Origin of the sequence: Acidithiobacillus sp. (genome assembly GCF_027322205.1) — a bacterium.
GTDB lineage: Bacteria > Pseudomonadota > Gammaproteobacteria > Acidithiobacillales > Acidithiobacillaceae > Acidithiobacillus.
Window position 1 is genome coordinate 43,675 of record NZ_DAHVHY010000004.1, and the last position, 23,091, is coordinate 66,765.

At 58.6% G+C, this 23,091-nt stretch carries 22 protein-coding genes, 1 tRNA gene and 1 pseudogene; 22 read left to right on the forward strand and 2 right to left on the reverse strand.

The window, feature by feature from the left end; genetic code table 11:
• Positions 1 to 2: 2 nt before the first annotated feature.
• Both mobB and mobA read right to left on the reverse strand, forming a co-directional pair.
• Positions 3 to 497: a molybdopterin-guanine dinucleotide biosynthesis protein B gene (gene mobB, locus M7F93_RS01565; protein WP_298167995.1), complete on the reverse strand. Its 495-nt coding sequence runs from the start codon at positions 495 to 497 to the stop codon at positions 3 to 5.
• A complete protein-coding gene (gene mobA / locus M7F93_RS01570; RefSeq protein ID WP_298167999.1) occupies positions 494 to 1,108 on the reverse strand; it encodes a molybdenum cofactor guanylyltransferase MobA in 615 nt (204 codons plus the stop codon). The genes mobB and mobA overlap by 4 nt, the downstream gene beginning before the upstream one ends.
• A gap of 73 nt (positions 1,109 to 1,181) precedes the next feature.
• Here mobA and M7F93_RS01575 point away from each other — a divergent pair, with 73 nt between their 5' ends.
• The 22 genes and pseudogenes from M7F93_RS01575 to M7F93_RS01680 all read left to right on the forward strand — a co-directional run.
• The gene (locus M7F93_RS01575; protein ID WP_298168002.1) at positions 1,182 to 1,739 is read left to right on the forward strand and encodes a hypothetical protein; all 558 of its coding nucleotides are present in this window, start codon (positions 1,182 to 1,184) and stop codon (positions 1,737 to 1,739) included.
• Entirely contained in the window at positions 1,736 to 2,812 is a 1,077-nt protein-coding gene (leuB, locus tag M7F93_RS01580; RefSeq protein WP_298168005.1) for a 3-isopropylmalate dehydrogenase, read from the forward strand. The genes M7F93_RS01575 and leuB overlap by 4 nt, the downstream gene beginning before the upstream one ends.
• A gap of 7 nt (positions 2,813 to 2,819) precedes the next feature.
• Positions 2,820 to 3,842, forward strand: coding sequence for an aspartate-semialdehyde dehydrogenase (locus M7F93_RS01585; RefSeq protein WP_298168008.1), 1,023 nt, complete (start codon positions 2,820 to 2,822; stop codon positions 3,840 to 3,842).
• A 62-nt stretch (positions 3,843 to 3,904) separates the two neighbouring features.
• A complete protein-coding gene (locus M7F93_RS01590) occupies positions 3,905 to 6,208 on the forward strand; it encodes a motility hub landmark protein FimV (RefSeq protein WP_298168010.1) in 2,304 nt (767 codons plus the stop codon).
• 12 nt (positions 6,209 to 6,220) lie between these two features.
• A complete protein-coding gene (truA, locus tag M7F93_RS01595; protein WP_298168014.1) occupies positions 6,221 to 7,036 on the forward strand; it encodes a tRNA pseudouridine(38-40) synthase TruA in 816 nt (271 codons plus the stop codon).
• Positions 7,037 to 7,096: 60 nt separating this feature from the next.
• Positions 7,097 to 7,708 carry a phosphoribosylanthranilate isomerase gene (locus M7F93_RS01600; protein ID WP_298168017.1) on the forward strand — a complete coding sequence of 204 codons (612 nt, stop codon included), beginning with the start codon at positions 7,097 to 7,099 and terminating at the stop codon, positions 7,706 to 7,708.
• Between the two features lie 10 nt (positions 7,709 to 7,718).
• Positions 7,719 to 8,918, forward strand: coding sequence for a tryptophan synthase subunit beta (trpB, locus tag M7F93_RS01605; protein ID WP_298168020.1), 1,200 nt, complete (start codon positions 7,719 to 7,721; stop codon positions 8,916 to 8,918).
• Positions 8,915 to 9,733: a tryptophan synthase subunit alpha gene (gene trpA, locus M7F93_RS01610; protein WP_298168023.1), complete on the forward strand. Its 819-nt coding sequence runs from the start codon at positions 8,915 to 8,917 to the stop codon at positions 9,731 to 9,733. Before trpB ends, trpA begins: the two co-directional genes overlap by 4 nt.
• Positions 9,730 to 10,614, forward strand: a complete 885-nt coding sequence (gene accD / locus M7F93_RS01615) for an acetyl-CoA carboxylase, carboxyltransferase subunit beta (protein WP_298168025.1) — start codon at positions 9,730 to 9,732, stop codon at positions 10,612 to 10,614. Before trpA ends, accD begins: the two co-directional genes overlap by 4 nt.
• Entirely contained in the window at positions 10,595 to 11,926 is a 1,332-nt protein-coding gene (locus tag M7F93_RS01620; RefSeq protein ID WP_298168028.1) for a bifunctional folylpolyglutamate synthase/dihydrofolate synthase, read from the forward strand. The genes accD and M7F93_RS01620 overlap by 20 nt, the downstream gene beginning before the upstream one ends.
• Positions 11,923 to 12,420 (forward strand): CvpA family protein, encoded by a 498-nt coding sequence (locus M7F93_RS01625; RefSeq protein ID WP_298168030.1) that lies wholly within the window; start codon positions 11,923 to 11,925, stop codon positions 12,418 to 12,420. The genes M7F93_RS01620 and M7F93_RS01625 overlap by 4 nt, the downstream gene beginning before the upstream one ends.
• Positions 12,421 to 12,427: 7 nt before the next feature.
• On the forward strand, positions 12,428 to 13,855 hold the full coding sequence (gene purF / locus M7F93_RS01630; RefSeq protein ID WP_366144654.1) for an amidophosphoribosyltransferase: 1,428 nt from the start codon (positions 12,428 to 12,430) through the stop codon (positions 13,853 to 13,855).
• Positions 13,852 to 15,066, forward strand: a complete 1,215-nt coding sequence (locus M7F93_RS01635) for an O-succinylhomoserine sulfhydrylase (protein ID WP_298168036.1) — start codon at positions 13,852 to 13,854, stop codon at positions 15,064 to 15,066. Before purF ends, M7F93_RS01635 begins: the two co-directional genes overlap by 4 nt.
• A 62-nt stretch (positions 15,067 to 15,128) precedes the next feature.
• Positions 15,129 to 15,722: a CBS domain-containing protein gene (locus tag M7F93_RS01640; RefSeq protein WP_298168040.1), complete on the forward strand. Its 594-nt coding sequence runs from the start codon at positions 15,129 to 15,131 to the stop codon at positions 15,720 to 15,722.
• Between the two features lie 38 nt (positions 15,723 to 15,760).
• A complete protein-coding gene (locus M7F93_RS01645; RefSeq protein WP_298168043.1) occupies positions 15,761 to 17,086 on the forward strand; it encodes a hemolysin family protein in 1,326 nt (441 codons plus the stop codon).
• A gap of 8 nt (positions 17,087 to 17,094) precedes the next feature.
• A complete protein-coding gene (queA, locus tag M7F93_RS01650; RefSeq protein ID WP_298168046.1) occupies positions 17,095 to 18,129 on the forward strand; it encodes a tRNA preQ1(34) S-adenosylmethionine ribosyltransferase-isomerase QueA in 1,035 nt (344 codons plus the stop codon).
• Positions 18,129 to 19,244 carry a tRNA guanosine(34) transglycosylase Tgt gene (gene tgt, locus M7F93_RS01655; protein WP_298168049.1) on the forward strand — a complete coding sequence of 372 codons (1,116 nt, stop codon included), beginning with the start codon at positions 18,129 to 18,131 and terminating at the stop codon, positions 19,242 to 19,244. Before queA ends, tgt begins: the two co-directional genes overlap by 1 nt.
• Positions 19,245 to 19,284: 40 nt before the next feature.
• On the forward strand, positions 19,285 to 19,620 hold the full coding sequence (yajC, locus tag M7F93_RS01660) for a preprotein translocase subunit YajC (RefSeq protein ID WP_298168052.1): 336 nt from the start codon (positions 19,285 to 19,287) through the stop codon (positions 19,618 to 19,620).
• Positions 19,621 to 19,630: 10 nt separating this feature from the next.
• Positions 19,631 to 21,415 carry a protein translocase subunit SecD gene (gene secD / locus M7F93_RS01665; protein ID WP_298168055.1) on the forward strand — a complete coding sequence of 595 codons (1,785 nt, stop codon included), beginning with the start codon at positions 19,631 to 19,633 and terminating at the stop codon, positions 21,413 to 21,415.
• A 7-nt stretch (positions 21,416 to 21,422) separates the two neighbouring features.
• Positions 21,423 to 22,373 (forward strand): protein translocase subunit SecF, encoded by a 951-nt coding sequence (gene secF, locus M7F93_RS01670; protein WP_298168058.1) that lies wholly within the window; start codon positions 21,423 to 21,425, stop codon positions 22,371 to 22,373.
• A 72-nt stretch (positions 22,374 to 22,445) separates the two neighbouring features.
• Positions 22,446 to 22,534: transfer RNA gene (locus M7F93_RS01675), tRNA-Ser, on the forward strand.
• Between the two features lie 260 nt (positions 22,535 to 22,794).
• Positions 22,795 to 23,091, forward strand: a pseudogene (locus tag M7F93_RS01680) (site-specific integrase); the annotation flags it as partial.

A 23,091-nucleotide genomic window follows, 5' to 3' on the forward strand; every position in this document is an offset into this window, starting at 1 on the left:
GTTTAATCTTCCTTTTTTATCCATTGCCGGATGAATTGCGCGATGGCGGACGGCGCATTCAGGTCCAGTTGAACGCCGGGAATGTCCAGAACGCTATCTGTCGCCACGGCCATGATGCAGGGGTCATTTGCCGCAAGCAGGGGACGCCCGAGACCTGGCCGGTGCACTTCGATTTTCGGCACCGCCAGTGCCTTGTTCCCCTCCATCAGGAGAAGGTCTGGCAGTGGTTGCAGGCTGGCGCTGATGGTCTCCAGGCTGACTTCTGCCGGAGCAGGTGTGCTCATAAACCAGCGTTTCGGACCCTGCAGTAATACGGTATCTGCACCTGCCTCCCGTAAACGGTAACTGTCTTTTCCCGGTACATCCCAGTCCACATCATGATGGGTCGACTTGACGACGGCGACCTTCAGTCCATATCCGCGCAGCAGGGGAATCAGGGCGCAGAGCAGGGTGGTCTTACCGCTACCGCTATATCCTACCACACCGAGCGTTTTCATGTCATATCCTCTGGATGATTGCAGTTACGCAGCAGGTCGGCCGACAGGGTAAGAGCGGCAAAAGGAATGTCCTGGAACCAGCCTTGCGCTCGCCGCCCGCCGCCGTCCAGATAACGCTGTAGCTGGGGCAGCAGATCGCAGCGGCACAGGCAGATGACAGCGTGCCAATGCTTGGCGCTGCGCACTACCACGAGGTCATGTCCGCCTTTGGCCTGCCACATGCGGCGCACGATATCCTGGGGTAAATAGGGACCGTCTACCGGGATGCTGGCTACCCAGGCTTGCGTCGCGGCATGCATTCCGGCGGCCAGGCCCATGAGCGGACCCTGAAAATCTGCCGTCAGATCAGAGACGACCGGATACCCCCATTGTGCATAACGCTCCAGATTGCGGTTGGCGCTGATGACGATGTCGGTACAATCCCCGTGCAGGATGGCGATGGCCCGCTCGATCAGGGGATTTCCCTGCCAGTTCAGCCAGCCTTTATCCGCACCACCCATGCGACGACCGGCGCCACCGGCCAGAATGATTCCGGTGACCGGCAGCTGTTGTTGTGCGTTCCGCGCATTGGGTGTGTATATGGGTGCCGGGGTGCTGATGGACGGGTTCACGGGTGTCGTGCCTTGCTGGCAATGCCTATGCTATCCTTCCACAATTCTTTCCTGAGGAAAACCCGGAGCGGTTATGTGGAATTGGTTGCGGGGCAAGATGGAGCCTGTCGCCCCGTCCAGCGGAGTCGTGATAGATGCGGGTATCCCGGCGCAGGATCGGGTGGCGGAGCTCCCCTTACCGGAGCCCCTTTTTGTTCTGCACTACAACGGATTCGGTCTGTTGCCGGAAAATCCCGAGCTGCGTCGGATTCTGCTGGAGACGGCGCGGGGTGGTGACTTCCTCCGGGACATGCCGCGCGTCAGCGCCCAGCAATTGGCGGCAAGGGCCGGATTGCAGGTGCGCTTTGGCGTGGATGCCGACACCGTGGTGCGTTTCTTTCGGGTGCTGCACGCCGAGATTACTCGGCGCATGTATGTGGAAGCCGCCCGGGAGCGCGAAGGCGCGGCGGGGCTGCGCCTGACTCTGCGTAAGCCGGAAACGGCCACCCCGGAAGACCAGGCCATCGTCAATGCCGATGCCCACGGCCTTGGTGCCGGGGTCTATCCCTTTACCCATATTCCCGAAAACCCCCATCCGGGGACGGAAAACCCTTTTATTATTCGCGTCGTGATGAAAAAGGATCTGGTATGAAAAAAATAGCCATCTTCGCCGGTGACGGCATTGGTCCGGAAATCGTGGCGGCTGCCCGGCAAGTGTTGGATGCCGTGGATCAGGCCGCCTACCTGGGCCTGCGCTGTAGCGAAGGCCCAGTGGGCGGGGCCGCGCTGGACGCCAGCGATGATCCCTTGCCGGCAGCCTCTTTGCAGTTGGCCATGGAGGCGGATGCGGTCATTTTGGGCGCGGTGGGCGGCCCCCGCTGGGACGCGTATCCACCCGCCAAACGTCCGGAACAGGGACTGCTGCGCCTGCGCAAAGGCCTGGACCTCTATGCGAACCTGCGCCCAGCGCAGATTTTTCCGCAGTTGCTGGATGCTTCCCCGCTACGCCCGGAGCTGGTACGTGATGTCGATATCCTGGTGGTGCGCGAGCTGACCGGGGACATCTACTTCGGTCAGCCGCGCGGTCTGGAAGTGGTCGACGGCAAGCGCCGCGGCTTTAACACCATGGTCTATGACGAGGATGAAATCCGCCGTATCGCCCATGTGGCCTTCCGCGCCGCCCAGGGACGCCGTAGGCAGCTGTGCTCGGTGGACAAGGCCAACGTCCTGGAGGCCACGCGTCTGTGGCGCGAGGTGGTCACCGAAGTGGCGCGGGACTATCCCGATGTGCAGCTCAGCCACATGTATGTGGATAATGCCGCTATGCAACTGATCCGTGCCCCGGCACAGTTCGACGTGCTGCTGACCGGCAATATGTTCGGTGACATTCTTTCTGACGAAGCCAGTCAGTTGACCGGTTCTATCGGGATGCTGCCCTCGGCTTCACTGGGTGAAGGTCGGGCGATGTATGAACCTATTCATGGCTCGGCGCCGGACATAGCCGGGCAGGACAAGGCGAATCCCCTGGCCACGATTCTGTCGGTGGCGATGATGCTGCGGCATTCCCTCAACGCCGAACCCTGGGCGCAGCGAGTGGAAGCGGCGGTGCAGCGAGTGCTGGATCAGGGCTTGCGCACGGCGGATATTGCAGCGCCGGGGACGCCGGTAATTGGCACCAAAGCCATGGGTGCCGCGGTGGTCAACGCCCTGAACCTGAAGGATTGATACGCAGATGCAAAAATCACGATACAACGTGGCTATTCTGGGAGCTACCGGAGCTGTCGGTGAGGTCATGCTGCAGATTCTCGAGCAGCGGAAGTTTCCGGTGGATAAACTCTATCTGCTGGCCAGCAGCCATTCGGCGGGTGGGCGCCTGCCCTTCACGGGCAAGCAGGTTCTGGTGCGAGATGCGGCGACTTTCGACTGGTCGCAAGCCGATATCGGGCTGTTTTCTGCCGGTGCCAAGGTCAGCGCAGAGTATGCTCCAAAGGCGGTGGCCGCGGGGTGTGTAGTCATCGACAACACCTCTCAGTTCCGCTATGACGATGAAATCCCGTTGGTGGTGCCCGAAGTGAATCCGCAGCGGGTTGCCGATTACCGGCGCCACGGTATCATCGCCAACCCCAATTGTTCGACTATCCAGATGCTGCTGGCGCTCAAGCCTATTGCCGATGCGGCAGGTATCGAGCGGGTGGTGGTGGCGACTTATCAGGCGGTCAGCGGTGCGGGCCGGCGGGCTATTGAAGAACTGGGGCAGCAAACCCTGGCGATTTTCCGTCATGAAGAGGGCGTTGCCGAGGTGTTTTCCAAGCGGATCGCCTTCAACTGCCTACCGCAAATAGATGTTTTTCAGGATAACGGCTACACCAAGGAAGAGATGAAGATGCTTTGGGAGACCCGTAAGATCCTGGAGATTTCGGACATTGCGCTGACTGCCACTTGTGTGCGGGTACCCGTGTTTTACGGTCATTCCGAAGCGGTCAACATAGTAACCCGCGAGTTGATTACGCCAGAGACCGTCCGCACGTTGTTGGAAAAGGCACCAGGCGTCATTGTTGTCGATGATCGCAGCACTGCTGCCTGGCCCTCAGCGTTGGATGCGGCAGGGCAGGATGCCACCTATGTGGGTCGCATTCGCGGCGATTGTTCCCATGAACGTGGAATCAATTTCTGGGTAGTGGCTGACAATATTCGCAAAGGGGCGGCGCTGAACAGTGTACAGATTGCAGAGTTGCTGATTCGCGACTATTTATAGAGACGTTATTGGCAACCATAAGCTTGCCGAACTGCGCTTCTGTTACCAAAATGAGGAAGATAATGATGGACAAGAAGAACTGGTTGTGGGCCATGGCTGGCATGGGTCTCCTCTTGCCGGGTATGGCGCAGGCGCTGGGACTTGGCGAGTTGCAAGTGCTTTCGGCACCGGGAGAGCCTTTCCGTGCAGAAATTTCCATACAGTCGCTGAACCCGCAAAGTGAAGCTAGCCTCAGTGCCGGTCTGGCACCTGCCAGCGCCTTCGCAATGATCAATCTTCCCAAGGCGGGCGCACTGGATCACTGGCATTTTACGGTGCGAAGTGGTAACAGACCGTCTATATTGATCAGCAGTCCACTACCGCTGAACCAGCCTGCGCTGCATTTCCTGGTGCAGCTCGATTGGTCGGGTGGACAGATGGTACGCGAATACGCTGCATATAGTGCCGGGAATAGCTTGGCTCCCACGCTGCGATCAGTTGCACCTGTTCCTCCGTCTGGTACCTCGTCGGCATTTCCGACAATGTCGCAGCCCATCCGTCATGCAGCACCTGCACCTATTTATCATGGTTGGTCCAAGGTAAGTCGTTATGGTCCGGTGCCCGCCAATGGATCTCTGTTCCAGATTGCCCAATATATTACACGCAATAATGCGGTCACCCTCGACCAGGTCATGGCCGCTCTGGTGAAGGCTAACCCGCAAGCCTTCAAGGGTGGTAATCCTGCGTACCTCTATGCCGGGAGCATCCTGACGGTGCCTGGTCTGGCGCAGGTGCAGTCCGCTTCACCGGCACAGGCCAGCGCTTGGTTGTCCGCCCAGCGTGCTGGGAGCGGCGTGCCTGTTGTCGCTACTACGCCTGCTGCGCCGACTGCAATACCTTCATCAGGTGCCGTTTCTGCATCGGTCGTATCAGCGGTAAAATCCGCTGGTAACGCGACGCATCTGGTGCTTTCCAGTGCGCCTGCGGCAGTGGTGACTGCTTCCGTAGCCAGCGTGGTGTCCGCTGCCAGCGCCGGTCAGTTGCAGGTGCCGATGCCGGTTGCTGTGCTTCGTGATGATAATCAAAAGTTGATGGCGGAGGTGGCCAGCCTGGGCCAGCGTCTGAGTGCAGAGGAGCGTCTGTTGGCCAGTCAGGGGGCACAACTCGCGACCCTTTCACGGACGGCGACAGGTAACAGCAGTCTTTTCAGTAATATTCCGTTGCTCATATCGTTAGGTGGCAATATTCTTCTGTTGATTTTGTTTCTCTGGATGCTGCGTCGTCAAAAAGAGGCGGAACGGCGTCAGCGCGAGATTTCGCAGCGGGTTTCTACTTTGAGTGCGGCACCTGCACCTAAGGGGGCGGGGTCCCAACCCCAGTCTCCCATGCCGGTGCTTAGTGCAGCGCCTCCTCTCGTTGTATCGCCGCCGTCGAATGTTCAGTCTACCGTGGTCGGCGTACCCGCACTCGATGCTCTGTCAGATCTTGCCCCATCTGCAGAGTATCCGGAAAGTGCCAAAAATGCATACACGGGTGCCGAAGTCGATCCGCTTGAACAAGCCGATCTCTACCTGACCTACGGTAAGGCAGAACAAGCAGTCATCGTACTCAATGAAGCTCTCGAAGAGAATCCGCGGCGTAAGGAACTGTACGTCAAACTACTCGATATTTATGCCAACCTGGATCGCCATGAGGAGTATCTGGACCTCGCTGAGCGCATGCGGGGGCGTTTCGGACCGCATAATGCTGCGTGGCAGGAAGTGGCTGCACAAGGGGTCCGGCTCTTTCCCGGTAATGCGCTCTTTGCCGCCTCCGCGGAGACGACGGCGACAGTTCCCGAGCCTGTTACTGAGATATCGTTGCCTGCTGAGCCCGTGGAAGAGTCCGCGGCACACGCTCCCTTGGATATGCTGGATTTCCACTTTGACCATGCCCCTGTGGAGCCGACTGCAGCGGCAGAAGAAAGCGCATTCCCGCCGGAGGAAAAAGCCCGGCTTCTGCAAGACATTGACGAGCAGTTCCGGTTGATGGATGAGATACACGGAACCAATGGGACGCTGGATATCGATTCAAAATCAGAAGAATCGTCTGCAGCGCGGGAATCTCCATCGGTCGCGCCCCTGTTCGGCTTGACCCGGCATGATGAGCCATCCACGCCCGCTCTGCCCGCTTCTAACGCCACACCAGCGGAATTTCCTGATACCGGGGAACCATCTGCTACCATGGATGTTGCGGATTGGGATGCAGTCGGCACCAAGCTCGACTTGGCCAAGGCCTATGTGGAAATGGGAGACAGCGAATCAGCGCGCGATCTGCTCGAAGAAGTGACTCAGGAAGGTAGCAGCGCTCAACAGGAAGAAGCCAGGCAGTTGCTGAAAAGTTTTTAACCGGGTTTGGAAGTGGAATTAGTCGTGCCAAGGCCCGGTACTCGCTGGGCCTTGGGGCTTGAATATGATGGCAATGGATTCTGTGGCTGGCAACGGCAGTTGAATCAGGAAAGCGTACAAGGTGTTCTGGAAACAGCGCTGAGTCGCGTGGCCCAGTGTCCGGTCACCGTTATCGTCGCCGGGCGTACCGATACGGGGGTGCATGCCCTGTGTCAGGTGGTGCATTTTGACAGCCCGGTCGTGCGTCCCCCCGAGGCCTGGGTACGTGGCGCCAATACCTTCCTGCCCAAAGGGGTGGCTCTGCGTTGGGCCCGGATCGTCCCGGACCGTTTCCACGCCCGTTTTTCCGCCACGGCGCGGCGTTATCGGTATGTGATTCTCAATCGTCGTGAAAAATCCGCACTATGGCGGAATCACACCGCCTGGATATATAGCCCTTTGGATGTGCAAGCCATGCAGGCAGCAGCGCAAACTCTGGTAGGTATCCATGATTTTTCCGCCTTTCGCGCCTCTGCCTGTCAGGCTAAAAGTCCCATACGGAATTTGTGTCAACTTCAGGTCACTCGCCGGGGCGATCTGATTGCCATTGATGCCGAGGCTAACGGTTTCCTGCATCATATGGTGCGTAATCTTGCGGGGGTGCTGATTGCCATTGGCAGAGGCGACCGACCCGTGGACTGGGCAGCGGAGGTGCTGGCCCGCCGCGATCGCTGCCAAGCTGGCGTTACGGCCCCGCCGAGCGGTCTCTATTTTGTAGCGCCGCGTTATCCTGCGGAGTTCGGGCTGCCGGTGGATGCGGTGGATGCCGGTTTCTTGATGGGGGTGTAACGGGCGCGACCGAATGGCTGCACTCATGCTTTCTGCATGCCGCGGTGTTAGAATGTACCGATGGTGCGTATCAAGATATGCGGTATCACAAATGCAGAGGACGCGCGCGCAGCGGCGGCCGTCGGTGCGGATGCCATCGGACTGGTGTTCTACCGTAAAAGTCCGCGGGCCTTGGATGCTGCGTGTACCCAGGAAATTCTCACGGCCTTGCCGCCCTTCATTACGCGCGTCGGCCTTTTTGTCAACGCGGATACTGCTGAAGTGGCAGCTACTCTGCAGTGGTGCCCTTTGGATGTCCTGCAATTTCATGGTGATGAATCGCCATCCTTCTGTCGCAATTTTGGCCGACCTTATATTAAGGTACTGCGGGTGACGGCAGCGCAAGATTTGCGACCAGTGGTGGATGCTTATCATGACGCGCAAGGGTTGCTGCTGGACTGTGCAGCGCCGGGAGTGTGGGGCGGATCGGGCCAGAGCTTCAACTGGTGGCAACTGCCGGATTTGGGTAAACCCTGGATTTTAGCCGGCGGTTTGAATGCCGGGAATGTTGCCGAAGCTATCGCTATCGCCCGGCCTTATGCGGTAGATGTGAGCAGCGGGGTGGAACTGTCGCCCGGACGCAAAGATCATGACAAAATGGCGCAGTTTGTCGCGCGGGTGCGCAGTATCTGAGGGAGAGAACATGGGAACTTATGCTTTGCCGGACGCATCCGGGCACTATGGTCCTTATGGCGGGCGTTTTGTTGCAGAAACCCTGATTCCGGCGTTGGAGGAACTGGAACATGCCTACCAGGAGGCGCAACGGGATCCTGAGTTTCGTGCCGAGCTGCACAGTGAGTTGCGCCAGTTCGTCGGTCGTCCCAACCCGCTCTATCATGCGGAGCACGTCTCCAAGGAACTGGGTGGTGCGCAGATTTACCTCAAGCGGGAAGATCTCAACCACACCGGTGCGCACAAAATCAATAATGCCGTCGGTCAGGCCTTGCTCGCCCGGCGCATGGGCAAAAAACGGGTAATCGCCGAGACGGGCGCAGGACAGCATGGCGTCGCCACCGCGACGGTCGCGACTCGCTATGGCATGGAATGCCTAGTGTATATGGGCGAGGAGGATATCCAGCGCCAGTCCAGCAATGTGTTTCGCATGCGTTTGCTGGGTGCGCAGGTGACGGCGGTCAGCAGTGGTACCCGTACCCTCAAAGACGCGCTCAACGAAGCTTTGCGTGATTGGGTAACCAATGTCGAAAGCACTTTTTATGTGATCGGAACGGCGGCGGGACCGCATCCTTATCCGGTCATGGTGCGGGACTTCCACCGGGTCATCGGCGACGAAGCGCGGGTCCAGTGCCTTGAACTGACGGGGCGACTCCCCGATTGCTTGATCGCCTGCGTGGGGGGAGGCAGTAATGCCATCGGCCTATTTTATCCTTTTATCGAAGATAAGGCGGTGCGGATGATCGGGGTCGAAGCGGGTGGTCTGGGTCTCAGCACTGGACAACACGCAGCCCCTCTGACCACCGGACGTCCAGGGGTGCTGCATGGTAACCGGACCTACCTGATGGAAGATGAGGACGGCCAGATACTGCCGACGCACTCCATCTCGGCGGGGCTGGATTATCCGGGGGTGGGGCCTGAACATGCTTATCTGAAGGATAGCGGGCGGGCAGAATATGTGGCCGCTACCGATGCAGAAGCGCTGGCCGCCTTCCATCGCCTGTGCCGCACCGAGGGCATCATTCCGGCACTGGAAACCGCCCATGCACTGGCCCATGCCTTCCGTCTGGCGCCGACCATGCGCTCTGATCAAACCATTATTGTTAACCTGTCCGGGCGAGGCGATAAGGATATTCACACCGTCGCCGCTCTTGAGGGTATTCATTTATGAGTCGTCTGGCCGGGCTGTTTGCTCAACTACAGAATGCGGGTCGTGCCGCCCTCATTCCTTTTATGACGGCGGGTGACCCCTCGCTGACCGCGACCGTGCCCCTGATGCACGCGCTGGTCGCTGCCGGGGCCGATGCCATCGAACTGGGGATGCCCTTTTCCGACCCCATGGCCGATGGTCCCAGCATCCAGCGCGCCAGTGAGCGGGCGCTGGCGCGGGGAGTGAAGCTGCGTATGGTTCTGGAGTGGGTGCGCGAATTCCGCACGACCAACAGCTACACGCCCATCATCCTTATGGGGTATTTGAATCCGGTGGAAGCCATGGGCATCACCCCGTTCGCTGAGGCCGCCGCGACGGCGGGGGTGGACGGGGTCATTTTGGTGGATCTGACCCCGGAGGAGGGGCGCGGCGAAGCCGTTGCCCTCCAGCAGTGCGGTATTGATCCCATTTTCCTGCTGGCGCCGACCAGCGGCCAGGAACGCATGGTGACTGTCCGCAGTATGGGCAGTGGCTTTGTGTATTATGTCTCTCTGCGCGGCATTACCGGCGCAGCCCAGGCGGACTGGGCAGCAGTGTTGCAACGGGTACAGAACCTGCGTCAGCAACTGGGCCTGCCTGTCGCCATCGGTTTTGGCATTCGTGATGCGGCGACGGTGGCGCAGGTGGCGGCCAGCGCCGACGCGGTGGTCGTAGGCAGTGCACTGGTCGATCAACTGGCGGAATGTGCGACGGATCAGGAAGCCGTTGCGACGGCCATCCGCTTCATCAAGCCCCTGGCCCAGGCCGTGCGAACAACGGAAAGGAGAAGTGCATGAGCTGGTTTGATCGGGTGCTGCCGCCCAAAATCAAAAAAGCGTCCATAGAGACCCCCAGTGCAACCGAAAATAAGCGCACCGTACCCGAGGGTCTGTGGTCCAAGTGCCCCACCTGTCAGGCGGTGCTCTATCGTACAGAGTTGGAGGAGAACCTGTTCGTCTGTCCCCATTGCGGACACCATCAGCGGATCAGTGCCCGGCAGCGTCTGGATTTCTTCCTTGATACGGAGCCCCGCCTGGAGATCGCGAAGGAATATGTTCCCGTGGATCCCCTGCGTTTCAAGGATCAGAAGCGCTATAAGGATCGTCTGCAGGAGGCCCAGGCCAAGTCCGGGGAGAAAGATGCCCTGGTGGTGATGCGCGGACTCCTCGAAGGGCGTCCGGTGGTAGTCGCCGCTTTTGTCTTTGAGTTTATGGGTGGCAGTATGGGCTCGGTGGTGGGTGCCCGTTTTGCCAAGGCGGCGGAGACAGCGCTGACGGAACGTTGTCCACTGGTCTGCTTCAGTGCCAGCGGTGGGGCCAGGATGCAGGAGGGGCTCTTTTCGCTGATGCAGATGGCCAAGACTTCCGCCGCCGTAGAGCGACTGGCCAAGGCAGGGGTGCCCTTCATCTCGGTGCTCACCGACCCGACTATGGGCGGCGTTTCTGCCAGTCTGGCCACCTTGGGGGATATCCTGATTGCGGAGCCCAAGGCACTGATCGGCTTCGCCGGACCACGGGTGATCGAGCAGACCATCCGTGAAAAGCTGCCGGAGGGTTTTCAGCGCTCAGAGTATTTGCTGGAGCACGGCGCCATTGACCAGATTGTCGATCGTCGCCAGATGCGCACGGTAGTGAGCGAGATGCTGGGGATGCTGACTCATGCCGAGAGTGCGCATTAAGAGCCGGGCACGCTGGCGACCGATGGCGTCTTTGCCGGATACCCTCAGTGACCGGGTCGTTGAACTTGCCGGGCCGCCCGAGCAAATCGCCATGGGTCTGGAGCGGATGCTGGATGCTTTGGCGGCACTGAAGATTCCCGCACGTTTGCCCATGCCGGTGATTTTGGTGGGGGGCACCAATGGCAAGGGCTCCACGGTGGCTTATCTGGAGGCCTTCTATCGCCAGACGGGCTATCGCGTTGGCGCTTATACCAGTCCGCACCTCTGGCAGTTTACCGAACGTCTGCGGCTGGATGGTAGACCTGCACCCGAGTTCCTATGGCATCAGCTACTTACAGAAATAGCCGACGCAGCACACCAGATTCCGCTCACCTATTTTGAGATAACGACCCTCGCTGCGGTGCGGATGATGCTGGCTGCCGGAGTCGATGTGGCGATTCTGGAAGTCGGCCTGGGGGGACGTCTGGATGCGGTCAATGCCTTTACCCCTGATTGTAGCATCGTAACCACCGTGGACCTGGATCATCAGGACTGGCTGGGGTCCGATCGCGCGTCCATCGGTCGGGAAAAGGCGGGTATCTTCCGTCGCGGGGTGCCTGCCCTCTATGGGGATATGGAAGACCCCTGCGCTTCGGTATTGGAAGCGGCGATATGCGCTGACGTACCCTTGCAGCAGTTGGGGCGGGACTTTCGTATTGATCCTCTGCTCGGGAAGTGGTCAGGATTCGGGCAGGAGAAACAGGTGCCTGCGCCCTTGTGGGCAGCGCCGGCACAATGGGCTAATCTGGCTCTGGCGGTGGCAGCACTGTCCTTGTTGGAAGCGAAGCTGCCGGTGCCCGATACGGCGATCTCCGCATGGACGCAGGCGCCGGAGTTGCCGGGACGCTGCCAGTGGCGCCAGCCCTGGGGTCAGGGCGGCCCTGACCTGCTGGTGGATGTCGCCCACAACCCCCAAGCGGCGCGGCAACTGGCGACATTGCTGGCCGCGCGAAAAGGTGCTGCGCGTTGTCACGCCATTGTCGGTATGCTTGCTGACAAAGATATGGCCGGGACGCTCGCGCCACTGTTGCACTGGGTGGATGCCTGGCATGTGCTGGAGATCACCGATACGCCACGTGCGGCTGCGGCGGCGCAGCTTTGCGACATGCTGGAGGGAATGAATGCGATAATGGTGTCTGTAGATGTCGACATGGAACAGGCCCTGGAGGCGGTGAAAACGACTCTGGCGGGTGGCGATATTCTGCTCTGTTTCGGTTCCTTTCACCTCGTCAAGCAGTTGCCCATGGCGTGGCTGCAGAGTGACCCGGCATGATGTTCTGGGTAGATGTCACTACCATGGGTCTGGTGGTGCTGTCCGCTCTTTGGGGGCTTTTCCGCGGAATGGTGCGCGAGTTTTTTTCACTGGTGGCATGGGTTGGCGGATTTTATGTGGCGTGGAATTGGGGCGGAAGTTGGCTGGCGCCCCGGTTGTCGTCTCAGATCCCAGCAGGTTGGAAGGTGCCGCTGGCTTCTTTTATCCTTTTTTTTGCTTGTCTGATCGTTGGTACTCTGTGCGCTTTCCTGGTCCGTAAGCTATTATATGGCATTGGTTTCGGGGCGACGGATCGCTTTTTGGGGGCTTTCTTTGGTTTCTTGCGGGGACTGGTGCTGATTGCCATTGTGGTCACCTTGGTGCAGTCCTCGGCTTTGTCCCAGTCTCCTTGGTGGGAGAATTCCTGGTTGGCACAGGAGCCGGTGAAACACTGGTCGCAATTGTTGACGGCACCTGCCGTGTCCTATTTGGAGTCGCAAAAAATTGCAAAATGACAATATGATGCAGCATATCGTGGATGACGATCATTTTCATGATGAATGCGGGGTCATTGGTGTATTTGGTCATCCGGAAGCCGCCAATCTGACCTATCTCGGCCTCTATGCCCTGCAACACCGGGGGCAGGAGTCGGCGGGTATTGTTTCTGGCGATCAGGGCAAGCTTTATGTGCAGCGCGGTATGGGGCGGGTGGCCGATGTCTTCGGGCTGGAGCAGATCAGCAAGCTGCCCGGTGAACAGGCAATCGGTCATGTGCGCTATTCCACTGCAGGGGGTTCCGTACTGCGGAATACCCAGCCGGTATTTATCAATTATCGCCATGGCGCCTTTGCCGTCGGTCACAATGGTAATCTGGTTAATGCGGCTGAACTCCGCACCCGCTTGGAGCGGGAAGGGGCTATATTCCACACGGATATGGACACCGAGGTTATCGTGCATCTGTTGGCACGGGTGCCGGGCGATGATACGGGTACTCGCCTGGCAGCAGCACTGCGGCAGGTTTCCGGCGCCTATTCGCTGGTCTGTCTGACGGAGAGCCGGCTGATTGGGGTGCGGGATCCCATGGGCTTTCGGCCACTGGTACTGGGAAGACTGATTGACTCGGGTGGCTTTGTGCTGGCCTCTGAGACTTGCGCTCTTGACCTCATGGGGGCGGAATTCGTTCGCGACATCGAGCCGGGCGAGCTGATCATTATTTCCAAAGAGGGTATCGAGAGCCGCAAGCCTTTTGTGCCCGTCGGTCGGCGCATGTGCGTCTTTGAATATATCTATTTCGCCCGTCCGGACAGTGTGCTCGATGGTATCCATGTGTACTCGGCGCGCAAACGCATCGGTCAGGCGCTGGCACGTCTGCATCCGCGGGAGGCAGACCTGGTGGTGCCCGTTCCTGATTCCGGTGTCGCCGCGGCTATGGGCTACGCGGAGGCTTCCGGTCTGCCCTTCGAGTTGGGTCTGATCCGTAACCACTATGTGGGACGCACTTTCATCCAACCGGCACAGCGCGGGCGCGATTTCGGGGTGAAGGTCAAGCTCAATGCCCAGCCCAACATCCTGCGGGGCAAGCGAGTGATCCTGGTGGATGATTCTATTGTGCGCGGTACGACCAGCGCTAAGATTGTCAGTTTGGTACGGGCTGCCGGCGCGCGCGAGGTGCATTTTGTGGTCAGCGCGCCGCCTACCATCGGACCTTGCTATTATGGCATTGATACCCCGGAGCGCTCTCAGCTCATTGCCGCCCAGCACAGTATAGAAGAGGTGCGCAAAATCATTGGTGCCGACAGCCTGGGTTACATCAGTCTGGGGGCGCTGTATGAGGCAGTGGGCGGGCGTGAACAGGGTTTTTGCGATGCCTGTTTCAGTGATGACTACCCCTTGCCGACGCCGGAAGGACACGGCTCGCGGCAATTGCATCTGATCAAGGAGCTGCGATGAACCCCAAGGATTCCAACCCTGGCTGGGCAGTGCAACTGCGCCCGGAAACCCTCGCCATCCGGGCCGGCATCCACCGCACCGAGGAACAGGAGCACAGCGAGGCCATCTTCCCGACTTCCAGCTTTGTTTTTGACTCGGCAGAAGAGGCCGCGGAGCGCTTTGCCGGACGGGCGCCGGGGAATGTCTATGCGCGCTTCACCAATCCTACGGTGCGTACTTTTGAAGAGCGACTGGCGGCGCTGGAGGGCACAGAAGCCTGTGTCGCCACGGCCTCTGGCATGGCCGCCTGCCTGACCGTCTTCATGGGGATGCTCAAGGCGGGCGATCATATCGTCGCCTCCCGCTCTATTTTTGGTACGACGGTGCAACTGCTCAGTAATATTCTCGGCCGCTTCGGGGTGGAGACCAGCTTTGTGCCGCTGGCGGATGTGGGGGCCTGGCGTGCCGCATTGCGTCCCAATACCCGGGTGCTCTTCCTCGAAACACCTTCTAATCCGCTGACCGAGGTTGGCGACATGCAGGCCTTGGCAGATCTGGCCCATGCCCATGATGCCTGGCTGGTGGTGGACAACTGTTTCTGTACCCCGGCCTTGCAACAGCCCCTCAAGTTTGGTGCCGATCTGGTTGTTCACTCCGCCACCAAGTATCTGGACGGGCAGGGGAGAACCCTGGGCGGGGCGGTTTGCGGCAGTACCGAACTGCTCAATAGCGGGCCACGTAATTTCGTGCGTACGGCGGGTCCGAGTCTCAGTCCTTTCAACGCCTGGGTGCAGCTCAAAGGCCTGGAGACTCTTGGGCTGCGTATGGAGCGTCATTGCGCCAATGCCCAGCAGATTGCCGAATGGCTGGAGGCACGGCCGGAGGTGACACAGGTCTATTATCCGGGCCTCAAGAGCCATCCCCAGCAAGCCTTGGCGGCGCACCAGCAACGCCTGCCGGGTGCCATTCTGTCTTTTGATCTGCGTGGCGGCCAGACAGCGGCGTGGGCCTTTGTGGATGCCCTGCGCCTGCTCTCCCTGACCGCTAATCTCGGGGATGCCAAGACCACCATTACCCACCCTGCCAGCACGACCCACAGCAGGGTCAGTCCTGAAGCACGGGCAGCGGCGGGGATTGGCGATGGGTTGTTGCGGATCAGTGTCGGTCTGGAGCATCCTGATGATCTTCGCGATGATCTGGAGCGCGGCTTTGTCGCTCTTGCAGCCCCCTGATTTGCGCTGTGCTTGGACAGCAGCATGTTTTCCCGCCATTTTTCAACTACGGAGATAATGAAATGACAAGATTCCGTGCATTACAACGTTATGGACTTCAGCCGGACACGCGTATCTGCATGTTTGATAATGGGATACCGTTGACCGTGACGCCCAGTGACATGGCGATCAAAAGTATGACCGACCTCAGTCGGGTACCCGCTGTGACGATGAAGCCGGAAACTACTATTGATCAGGCCCTGCAACGCATGATTCATGCGGGTGTTCGTATGCTTTTTGTGCTGGATGACTTCGGTACGCTGATCGGCCTGGCCACCGCCCGTGACCTCATGGGTGAAAAGCCCGTCAAACTGGCTGCCGAAAACCACGTCATGCGGGACTCCATCAAGGTGCAGGATATCATGGTGCCTCTGGGTCAGATTGATGTACTCGATTTCGCTGAAGTGGAGCGGTCTACCGTGGGAGATGTCGTCCTCACCCTGCGCAAGACGGGGCGTCAGCATGCCCTGGTGCGTGAGAAAACGCCCCGCGGTGAAGAGATTCGCGGTGTTTTTTCCATCAGCCAGATAGCGCGACAACTGGGGGCGCCCATTCAGACCAACGATGTAGTGCAGAGTTTTGCTGGGCTGGAGCAACTCATCACCAGTGATGACTGAACGACACCCCCGCCACGGGCGGGCGGGAGTGGTCTCCCGTGCATGAGATCAACGGGCTGCTGCTGGCAGCCCTGCTGATTCTGCTGAATGGTTTTTTTGTTGCGGCAGAATTTGCGCTGGTGCGATTACGCAGTACCCATGCCCGTACTCTGGCCCAGGAGTATGGATTGCGCGGGCGCATTCTAATGCGGATGCATCGGCGGCTGGATGTTTATCTCTCTGCCACGCAACTCGGTATTACTATTGCGTCGTTGGGTATCGGTTGGGTGGGTGAACCCACCGTCGCGCGTTTGCTCCAACCCCTGTTCAGGATTTTTGGGATGACCGATCACACATTATTGAAGTCCGTTTCTTTTGCCGTCGGCTTTGCTCTAATCTCCTTTGTTGTCATTGTGATTGGGGAACTGGTGCCCAAATCTCTGGCGATCCGCAAGGTGGAGGCGGTGTCTCTGTGGACCGGTGCACCCCTCTATGCCTTCTATTGGCTGATGTACCCGGCGATCTGGGTGCTCAATGGCGCGACCCGCATTGTGTTGCGCCTCTTTGCGCTACGGGTGGATCAGCATGCCGGTGATGCACCTCATTCCCGCGATGAACTGGCGATGATCTTGGCCCTCAGTCAGGCGCAAGGCACCCTCGGTCAACGCACTGGAGACATCCTCGATCGCACCCTGGATTTTACGGAGCTGACAGCGGGCGATTTGATGCGTCCTGCTGCCGAGATGGTCTGTCTGATGCTGGAAGATAGCCCCGAGGAAATCCGCCAGGTGATGATGCGCCATCGCTTTACCCGCTATCCGGTGTGTGAGGGAGATCGCCAGCATGTCGTCGGATTGCTCCACGTCAAGGATGCTTTTGCGGCACTGTCAAGGCGCCCCGACCTGGGTGACATGAGGCAACTTCTGCGTCCGCTACCCTCCGTAGGCAAGGCATTACCAGCCATGGATCTGCTGACACATTTTCGCTCCGGGCACCCGCATTTTGCGCTGGTGGTGGATGACCTCGGGACCATCACTGGCTTTGTCACTCTGGATCATGTGCTGGAAAGCCTGCTTGGGGCCATCCCCGATGAATTCCGCCACCAGCGTCAGGAGTGGCGGCGACGCCTCGATGGCAGTTGGGTGGGTTCTGGCAGTCTCTCGCTGTATTCCCTGGAACGCAGCCTCCACATCGATATTGACGAAGAGACCGCAGATACCATCGGTGGTCTGGTCATGCGCCAGCTCGAAAGAGTCCCGGAAGAAGGGGAGCGGGTCGCTTTTACCGACTTCGACGTGGTAGTCTTGCGCAAAAATGGCCCACGCATCACGCTGGTGCAAGTGATCCCGCATCTTGACCAACCTGAATCCGACTGGTTTTCCTGATATTTTCCATGCAGAAAAGTGATTTTTATTATGAACTGCCTGACGCATTGATTGCTCAGGCCCCGCTCGCGGAACGCAGTGCCGCGCGCATGCTCATCGTTGATGGTCGTCGAGGTGCTTGGGAAGATGCGCGGATACGCGATCTGCCCAGCCTGCTTCAGCCCGGGGATCTGCTGGTACTTAACGACACCCGGGTGCTTCCCGCACGTTTGCAGGCCCGCAAAGCGACGGGTGGCGCGGTGGAACTACTGCTCGACCGACTGCTCAATGTCCGGGAGGGCTGGTTTCTGGCGAAATCCTCCAAGGCTCTGCGGTCTGGCATGCCCATTCATTTGCCGGGTGGTGCCGTGGCCACGGTAGAGGAAAAGGATGGCATGGACGTCCGTCTGAGCCTGTCTGCGGATGCCCAGTGGTTACCCATTCTCGAAGCTGAAGGGAGTATGCCCCTGCCGCCCTACATCCGGCGGATGCCTGAGGCCAGTGATCGGGAGCGCTATCAGACCATCTATGCGGCACATCCTGGTGCCGTGGCCGCACCCACCGCCGGATTGCATTTCGATGCGAAGCTGCTGGACGCCCTCGCGGCGCACGGTGTTGAGCGGACCTTCGTGACCTTGCACGTCGGTGCCGGGACTTTCCTCCCGGTGCGTAGCGAGGATATTACCAAGCATCCCATGCATGCCGAAACCATGGAGGTCAGCGCGACGACGGTGGCAGCCGTTGCCGCCGCGAAGGCGAGGGGCGGGCGGGTGATTGCGGTGGGCACCACGGCTTGCCGGGCGCTGGAGACAGCGGCTCAGCATGGTATGCTGCGGCCCTACACTGGGGAGACTCGCCTGTTCATATATCCCGGCAAGACCTTTCAGGTGATTGACGGGCTGTTGACCAATTTTCACCTCCCGGAATCCACTCTGCTCATGCTGGTTTGTGCCTTTGCCGGCATGGAGTGCATGCTCGCTGCCTATCGCCACGCGGTGGCAGCGAGCTATCGGTTTTTCAGTTATGGAGATGCGATGCTGATTTTCCCTCGGGTCGGACAGTGATGGGTATTTATCAGTTGCTGGCCCGCGATGGCGCGGCACGACGCGGTGTTCTGCGTCTGCCCCGCGGTAATATTCAGACGCCTGCCTTTATGCCGGTGGGTACCTATGGCACCGTCAAGGCCATGTCTCCCGAGGAGTTGAAGACCCTGGGGGCCGAGATTGTCCTCGGTAACACCTTTCATCTCTTTCTGCGTCCCGGTCTGGAGGTCATCAGTGCGGTCGGCGGACTCCATAAGATGATGCACTGGGATCGGCCCATCCTCACTGATTCGGGCGGTTTCCAGGTTTTCAGTCTGGGCGCGCTGCGCAGGTTGACGGAGGCGGGTGTGCAGTTCCGCGCGCCCACTGATGGCCACAAGGTCTTTCTGGGGCCGGAAGAGTCCATGCAGATTCAGGCGGCGCTGGGTTCGGACATCGCTATGGTCTTCGATGAATGTACGCCCCATCCTGCCACCTACGAAGAAGCCCGTGTCAGCATGGAGCTTTCTCTGCGTTGGGCGGCGCGCTCCCGTGCCTCTTACACCGGGCCGGGTCAGCTCTTCGGCATCGTCCAGGGTGGAATGTATGGAGATTTACGTCAGCGTTCTCTGGCGGGATTGCAGCGACTGGATTTCCCAGGTCTTGCTATCGGCGGACTTTCGGTGGGGGAGAGCAAGGCGGAAATGATGCAGGTGCTGGAAGATCTTATGCCGCAGATGCCCGCAGACCGGCCCCGTTACCTTATGGGCGTCGGCACGCCCGAGGATCTGGTGGAGGGGGTGTGTCGCGGCATAGATATGTTCGATTGTGTCATGCCGACCCGCAATGCCCGCAATGGCTGGCTTTTTACCCATGATGGTATTCTCAAGCTGCGCAACGCCCGTTATGAGAAAGACGCGCTACCGCCGGACCCACAATGCGCCTGCTACACCTGTCAGAACTATAGCAGGGCCTATTTGCGTCACTTACAGCGCAGTCATGAAATCCTCGGCGCACGCCTGAATACCCTGCATAACCTGCACTACTACCAGGAATTGATGGCGGGGCTGCGGGAAGCTATTGATGCCGGTCGCGTGGGTGCTTTTACAGAGGATTTCTACCTTCGTCGTCGCGCTGGTTCCCTAGTTGATGCCTAAAGGCTACAATGGCGACCCGCGAACCTGACTTGGAGTGCATATGAACTTTTCGCCTATTGTCAATGCTTATGCCGGAACTGCGGCAGGGGGTGGTTCAGATTCCATTTTCATGCAGATCGTCCCGCTACTTGTCATTTTCGCTATTTTTTATTTTCTGCTTATCCGTCCGCAGATGAGAAAGGCGAAAGCTCAACGCCAGCTTATTTCGGCAATCTCCAAGGGCGACGAGGTGATCACTCAGGGTGGCCTGGCCGGGCGGATCATGCAAGTGGGTGAGGATTATCTGCAACTTGAAATTGCTGAAGGGGTCATTGTAAAAGTTCAGCGGGTCTCAGTGATGTTACTGTTGCCCAAAGGGACATTGAAAAAACTGTAAAGGCTCGTTCATGACCCGTTATCCTTGGTGGAAGTACCTGATTATCCTCGCAGTCGTATTGCCTTCCCTGTTTTACGCGCTGCCCAACTTCTATGGCTGGCACTCCGCCGTAGAGGTACGCGCTCCCGCGGGGACCCTCCTGCCGCCGGTGGCCACGATGCAGGACTGGCTGCAAGTGGCTAAAATTCCGGTCACTCGCGTCGACTCGGATGAGGAGGGCAGCACTTTCTTTTTCCCCAACGATGATGCCCAGGGCCTGGCCGAAACGTTACTGCAACGTAAACTCCCGACCAATGCCCAGGTAGTTCTCTCGCAGATGTCGGCAGAGCCGGACTGGTTAAGCAGTCTCGGTGGCAAGCCCGTCAATCTGGGTCTTGATCTGCGCGGCGGTGTGTACCTCCTGCTGCGTGTCGACACCAATGCCGTTATCAAACATGCTCTGGAGCAGGACAGCGGCAGCTTGCGCACCTTCCTCCGCCACCAGAATCTGCAATATCTGGCAGTCAACATGACCGGGCCGCAAAGTCTCGCCATCGAGATGGAAAATACCGCAGTCGCGGCGCAGGCGCAAAAGGCTATCGCCGGGCATTACCCCGATTATGCCATCACCCTGCAGCCTAACGCGGTGTTAGGCGTAAGTATTACCCCCGATGCCGCCAAGAAAATGAAGGACGATGCGCTGCAACAGGCCATCGTCGTTATTCGCAATCGTATTGATGAACTGGGCGTTTCAGAGCCGGTCATCCAGCGTCAGGGCGCTGAGCACATTGCCGTGCAATTGCCTGGTGTGCAGGACACCCAGCGCGCCAAATCCATTATCGGTTCCACCGCTCAGCTCGAATTCAAGATGGTGGATGATCAGGCCAACATGGCGGCTGCGCTCAAAGGTGATTTGCCTCCCGGTACTGCCCTGTTTTACGGCGTTCATGGTGCGCCTTATGTGCTTTACACGGATACGGTGCTTACGGGTCGCTATCTCAGCAATGCCAGCGCGGGGGTGGACAACAATAGCGGCCAGTCCATCGTTAATGTCAGTTTTAACAATGTGGGAACCCGTATCTTCGGTGATCTGACTACCAAAAATGTTGGCAAGCGCATGGCTATTTTGCTGGATAACAAGGTGGTCACTGCGCCAGTGATCCGTGAAGCCATTACGGGGGGCCGGGCCCAGATTACCGGATTCTCCAGTTTGAAGGACGCCAGTAATGCTGCGATTGAATTGCGGGCTGGCGCATTACCCGCACCCGTTCATATTTCGGAAGAGCGCACTGTTGGCCCGACTCTGGGCCAGGACTCCATCCATGACGGGGTGATGGCCGTGGTTTTCGGTATGGTGTTCGTCGTACTCTTCATGACCGTATATTACCGGGCTTTTGGCTTGATTGCTGACCTCGCCATTCTGGTGAATATTCTGGCCATTCTGGCGGTGCTCTCCCTGATGGGTGGTACCCTGACTCTGCCGGGTATTGCCGGTATTGTACTGAAGATTGGCCTGGCAGTGGATGCCAACGTGCTGGTATTCGAGCGCATCCGCGAGGAATTACGACATGGTATGAGTACCCGTGCTGCTGTCGACGCTGGCTTTAAGAAGGCCTTTGCGACCATTGTGGACTCTAATGTCACGGTACTTATCGCCGCACTGGTGCTCTTCCAGTTTGGCACCGGAGCCATCAAGGGTTTCGCGCTGGTACTGACTATCGGGGTGATCACGTCCATGTTTACCGCGACCATGATGAGTCGTGGCATCATCGAACTCGCCCTCGGTAAGCGGCGTGTGCAAAAGCTTTACATCTGAGGCAGCAATGGAACTTTTTAAAGCCCGTACCCATGTAGACTTCATGTCCAGACGCTGGATTTTTCTGGGGGTGTCCGCTCTGCTGATTATTGCTTCTGTCGCCATCTTTCTGGTGCGCGGACTGAACTACAGTATCGATTTCACCGGTGGCACGCTGGTGGAACTGGCCTTCAGCAAGACGCCGGATTTGGGTGCCGTACGCGGGACGCTCGCGCAGGCTGGATTTCATGATGCGGTGGTGCAGACCTTCGGTGGGGATCGCGATCTGCTGATTCGCTTGCGCACCGTACCCGGTGAGAGCAGCGCGGTGAGTAACAAGATTTTGCAGGTATTTCAGAAAGATCAGGTAAAGTATCCAGATGTGCAGTTGCGCCGCACGGAATATGTTGGCCCGGAGGTGGGTAAGGAATTGCGGAATAAGGGGATCATGGCGCTGATCATCGTGACCCTCGGCATTCTGATTTATGTGGGGTTTCGCTTCGAGTGGCGTTTTGCTGTGGGCGGTGTGCTCGCCATGCTCCACGATCCGATCCTGGTGGTGGGTTTTTTCGCCATTAGTCAGGAAGAATTCTCCCTGACCGTGATTGCGGCGTTGCTGGTGATCATGGGCTATTCGCTCAACGATACGGTGGTGGTTTTCGACCGTATGCGTGAGGATCTGCGGGCGTCCCGCAGTGGCAATGTGGCACAGATTTTCAACGTCGCCATCAACGAGACCCTATCGCGGACGGTCATTACCAGTTTCATCACCTTCATAGTCGCCCTGTCGCTCTTCCTCTTCGGTGGACCGGTGATTCACGGATTTGCCACGGCGCTGGTTATCGGCGTGGTGGTGGGTACTTATTCCTCCATTTTTGTCGCGAGCCCGATTGCGCTGTGGCTGGGGCTGAAGCGGGAGCACGTCCTCAAGCGCCAGTTCATCAGTGCCAAGGATCGTAACGACGGCGCTACGTTGTAGCGTTGTGCTGCATTTGCCGACAACCGCGCACGCTTGCCGTCAGCGTCGGGAAAGATTACTGTATGCCCCCACGGAGAGGTACCGAAGTGGCCATAACGGCGCCGACTCGAAATCGGATGGGGGGCAACCCCACGTGGGTTCGAATCCCACCCTCTCCGCCAATGAATACAAGGGGTTAAGCTTTAAGGCTTGGCCCCTGTTCTTTGCCAATTTGAATTTGCAGCGTAATTGCAGCACACTGAAGTCAGAGTCAAGCTGGCTTTAGAGGTGAGAAATGGCGTCAATTACACCAAGCTACGATAGGGAAGGGGAGCACATTGGCTGGAAAGCGTCTGTCAGAAAACGCGGCTTCCCGCCTCAGTACCAAACCTTCAGAACCCGCAAGGAGGCCGAAGCTTGGTCTGTGGTCATCGAGTCTGAGATGACGCGCGGGGTTTGGCGGGACCGGTCAGAATCTGAGGGCACAACACTTTCCGAATGTCTGGATCGCTACCTTCTGGAGGTGGTACCCACTAAAAAGGGCGGCAGGCGGGAAGTGGACTATATAAAACAATGGAAGCGCCGCCCCACCGCACATCTATATATGTCATCGGTGCGTGGCAAGGATGTTGCGCAGGCCATGCGCGACATGGAAGAGGAAGGGAAGGGCAGCAATACTATCCGTCTGCACTTGGCGCTCCTTTCTCACTTGTTCAAGGTGGCCCGGACAGAATGGGGC

What these genes read in the sequence shown, in the direction of transcription:
- M7F93_RS01600 (WP_298168017.1), top strand. Translation starts at nt 7,097, where the DNA reads ATGGTGCGTATCAAGATATGCGGTATCACAAATGCAGAGGACGCGCGC.
- M7F93_RS01625 (WP_298168030.1), top strand. Translation starts at nt 11,923, where the DNA reads ATGATGTTCTGGGTAGATGTCACTACCATGGGTCTGGTGGTGCTGTCC.
- M7F93_RS01640 (WP_298168040.1), top strand. Translation starts at nt 15,129, where the DNA reads ATGACAAGATTCCGTGCATTACAACGTTATGGACTTCAGCCGGACACG.
- M7F93_RS01620 (WP_298168028.1), top strand. Translation starts at nt 10,595, where the DNA reads ATGCCGAGAGTGCGCATTAAGAGCCGGGCACGCTGGCGACCGATGGCG.
- queA (WP_298168046.1), top strand. Translation starts at nt 17,095, where the DNA reads ATGCAGAAAAGTGATTTTTATTATGAACTGCCTGACGCATTGATTGCT.
- secD (WP_298168055.1), top strand. Translation starts at nt 19,631, where the DNA reads ATGACCCGTTATCCTTGGTGGAAGTACCTGATTATCCTCGCAGTCGTA.
- trpB (WP_298168020.1), top strand. Translation starts at nt 7,719, where the DNA reads ATGGGAACTTATGCTTTGCCGGACGCATCCGGGCACTATGGTCCTTAT.
- yajC (WP_298168052.1), top strand. Translation starts at nt 19,285, where the DNA reads ATGAACTTTTCGCCTATTGTCAATGCTTATGCCGGAACTGCGGCAGGG.
- purF (WP_366144654.1), top strand. Translation starts at nt 12,428, where the DNA reads ATGCAGCATATCGTGGATGACGATCATTTTCATGATGAATGCGGGGTC.
- M7F93_RS01635 (WP_298168036.1), top strand. Translation starts at nt 13,852, where the DNA reads ATGAACCCCAAGGATTCCAACCCTGGCTGGGCAGTGCAACTGCGCCCG.
- M7F93_RS01585 (WP_298168008.1), top strand. Translation starts at nt 2,820, where the DNA reads ATGCAAAAATCACGATACAACGTGGCTATTCTGGGAGCTACCGGAGCT.
- leuB (WP_298168005.1), top strand. Translation starts at nt 1,736, where the DNA reads ATGAAAAAAATAGCCATCTTCGCCGGTGACGGCATTGGTCCGGAAATC.
- trpA (WP_298168023.1), top strand. Translation starts at nt 8,915, where the DNA reads ATGAGTCGTCTGGCCGGGCTGTTTGCTCAACTACAGAATGCGGGTCGT.
- M7F93_RS01590 (WP_298168010.1), top strand. Translation starts at nt 3,905, where the DNA reads ATGATGGACAAGAAGAACTGGTTGTGGGCCATGGCTGGCATGGGTCTC.
- secF (WP_298168058.1), top strand. Translation starts at nt 21,423, where the DNA reads ATGGAACTTTTTAAAGCCCGTACCCATGTAGACTTCATGTCCAGACGC.
- tgt (WP_298168049.1), top strand. Translation starts at nt 18,129, where the DNA reads ATGGGTATTTATCAGTTGCTGGCCCGCGATGGCGCGGCACGACGCGGT.
- accD (WP_298168025.1), top strand. Translation starts at nt 9,730, where the DNA reads ATGAGCTGGTTTGATCGGGTGCTGCCGCCCAAAATCAAAAAAGCGTCC.
- M7F93_RS01575 (WP_298168002.1), top strand. Translation starts at nt 1,182, where the DNA reads ATGTGGAATTGGTTGCGGGGCAAGATGGAGCCTGTCGCCCCGTCCAGC.
- mobB (WP_298167995.1), bottom strand. Translation starts at nt 497, where the DNA reads ATGAAAACGCTCGGTGTGGTAGGATATAGCGGTAGCGGTAAGACCACC.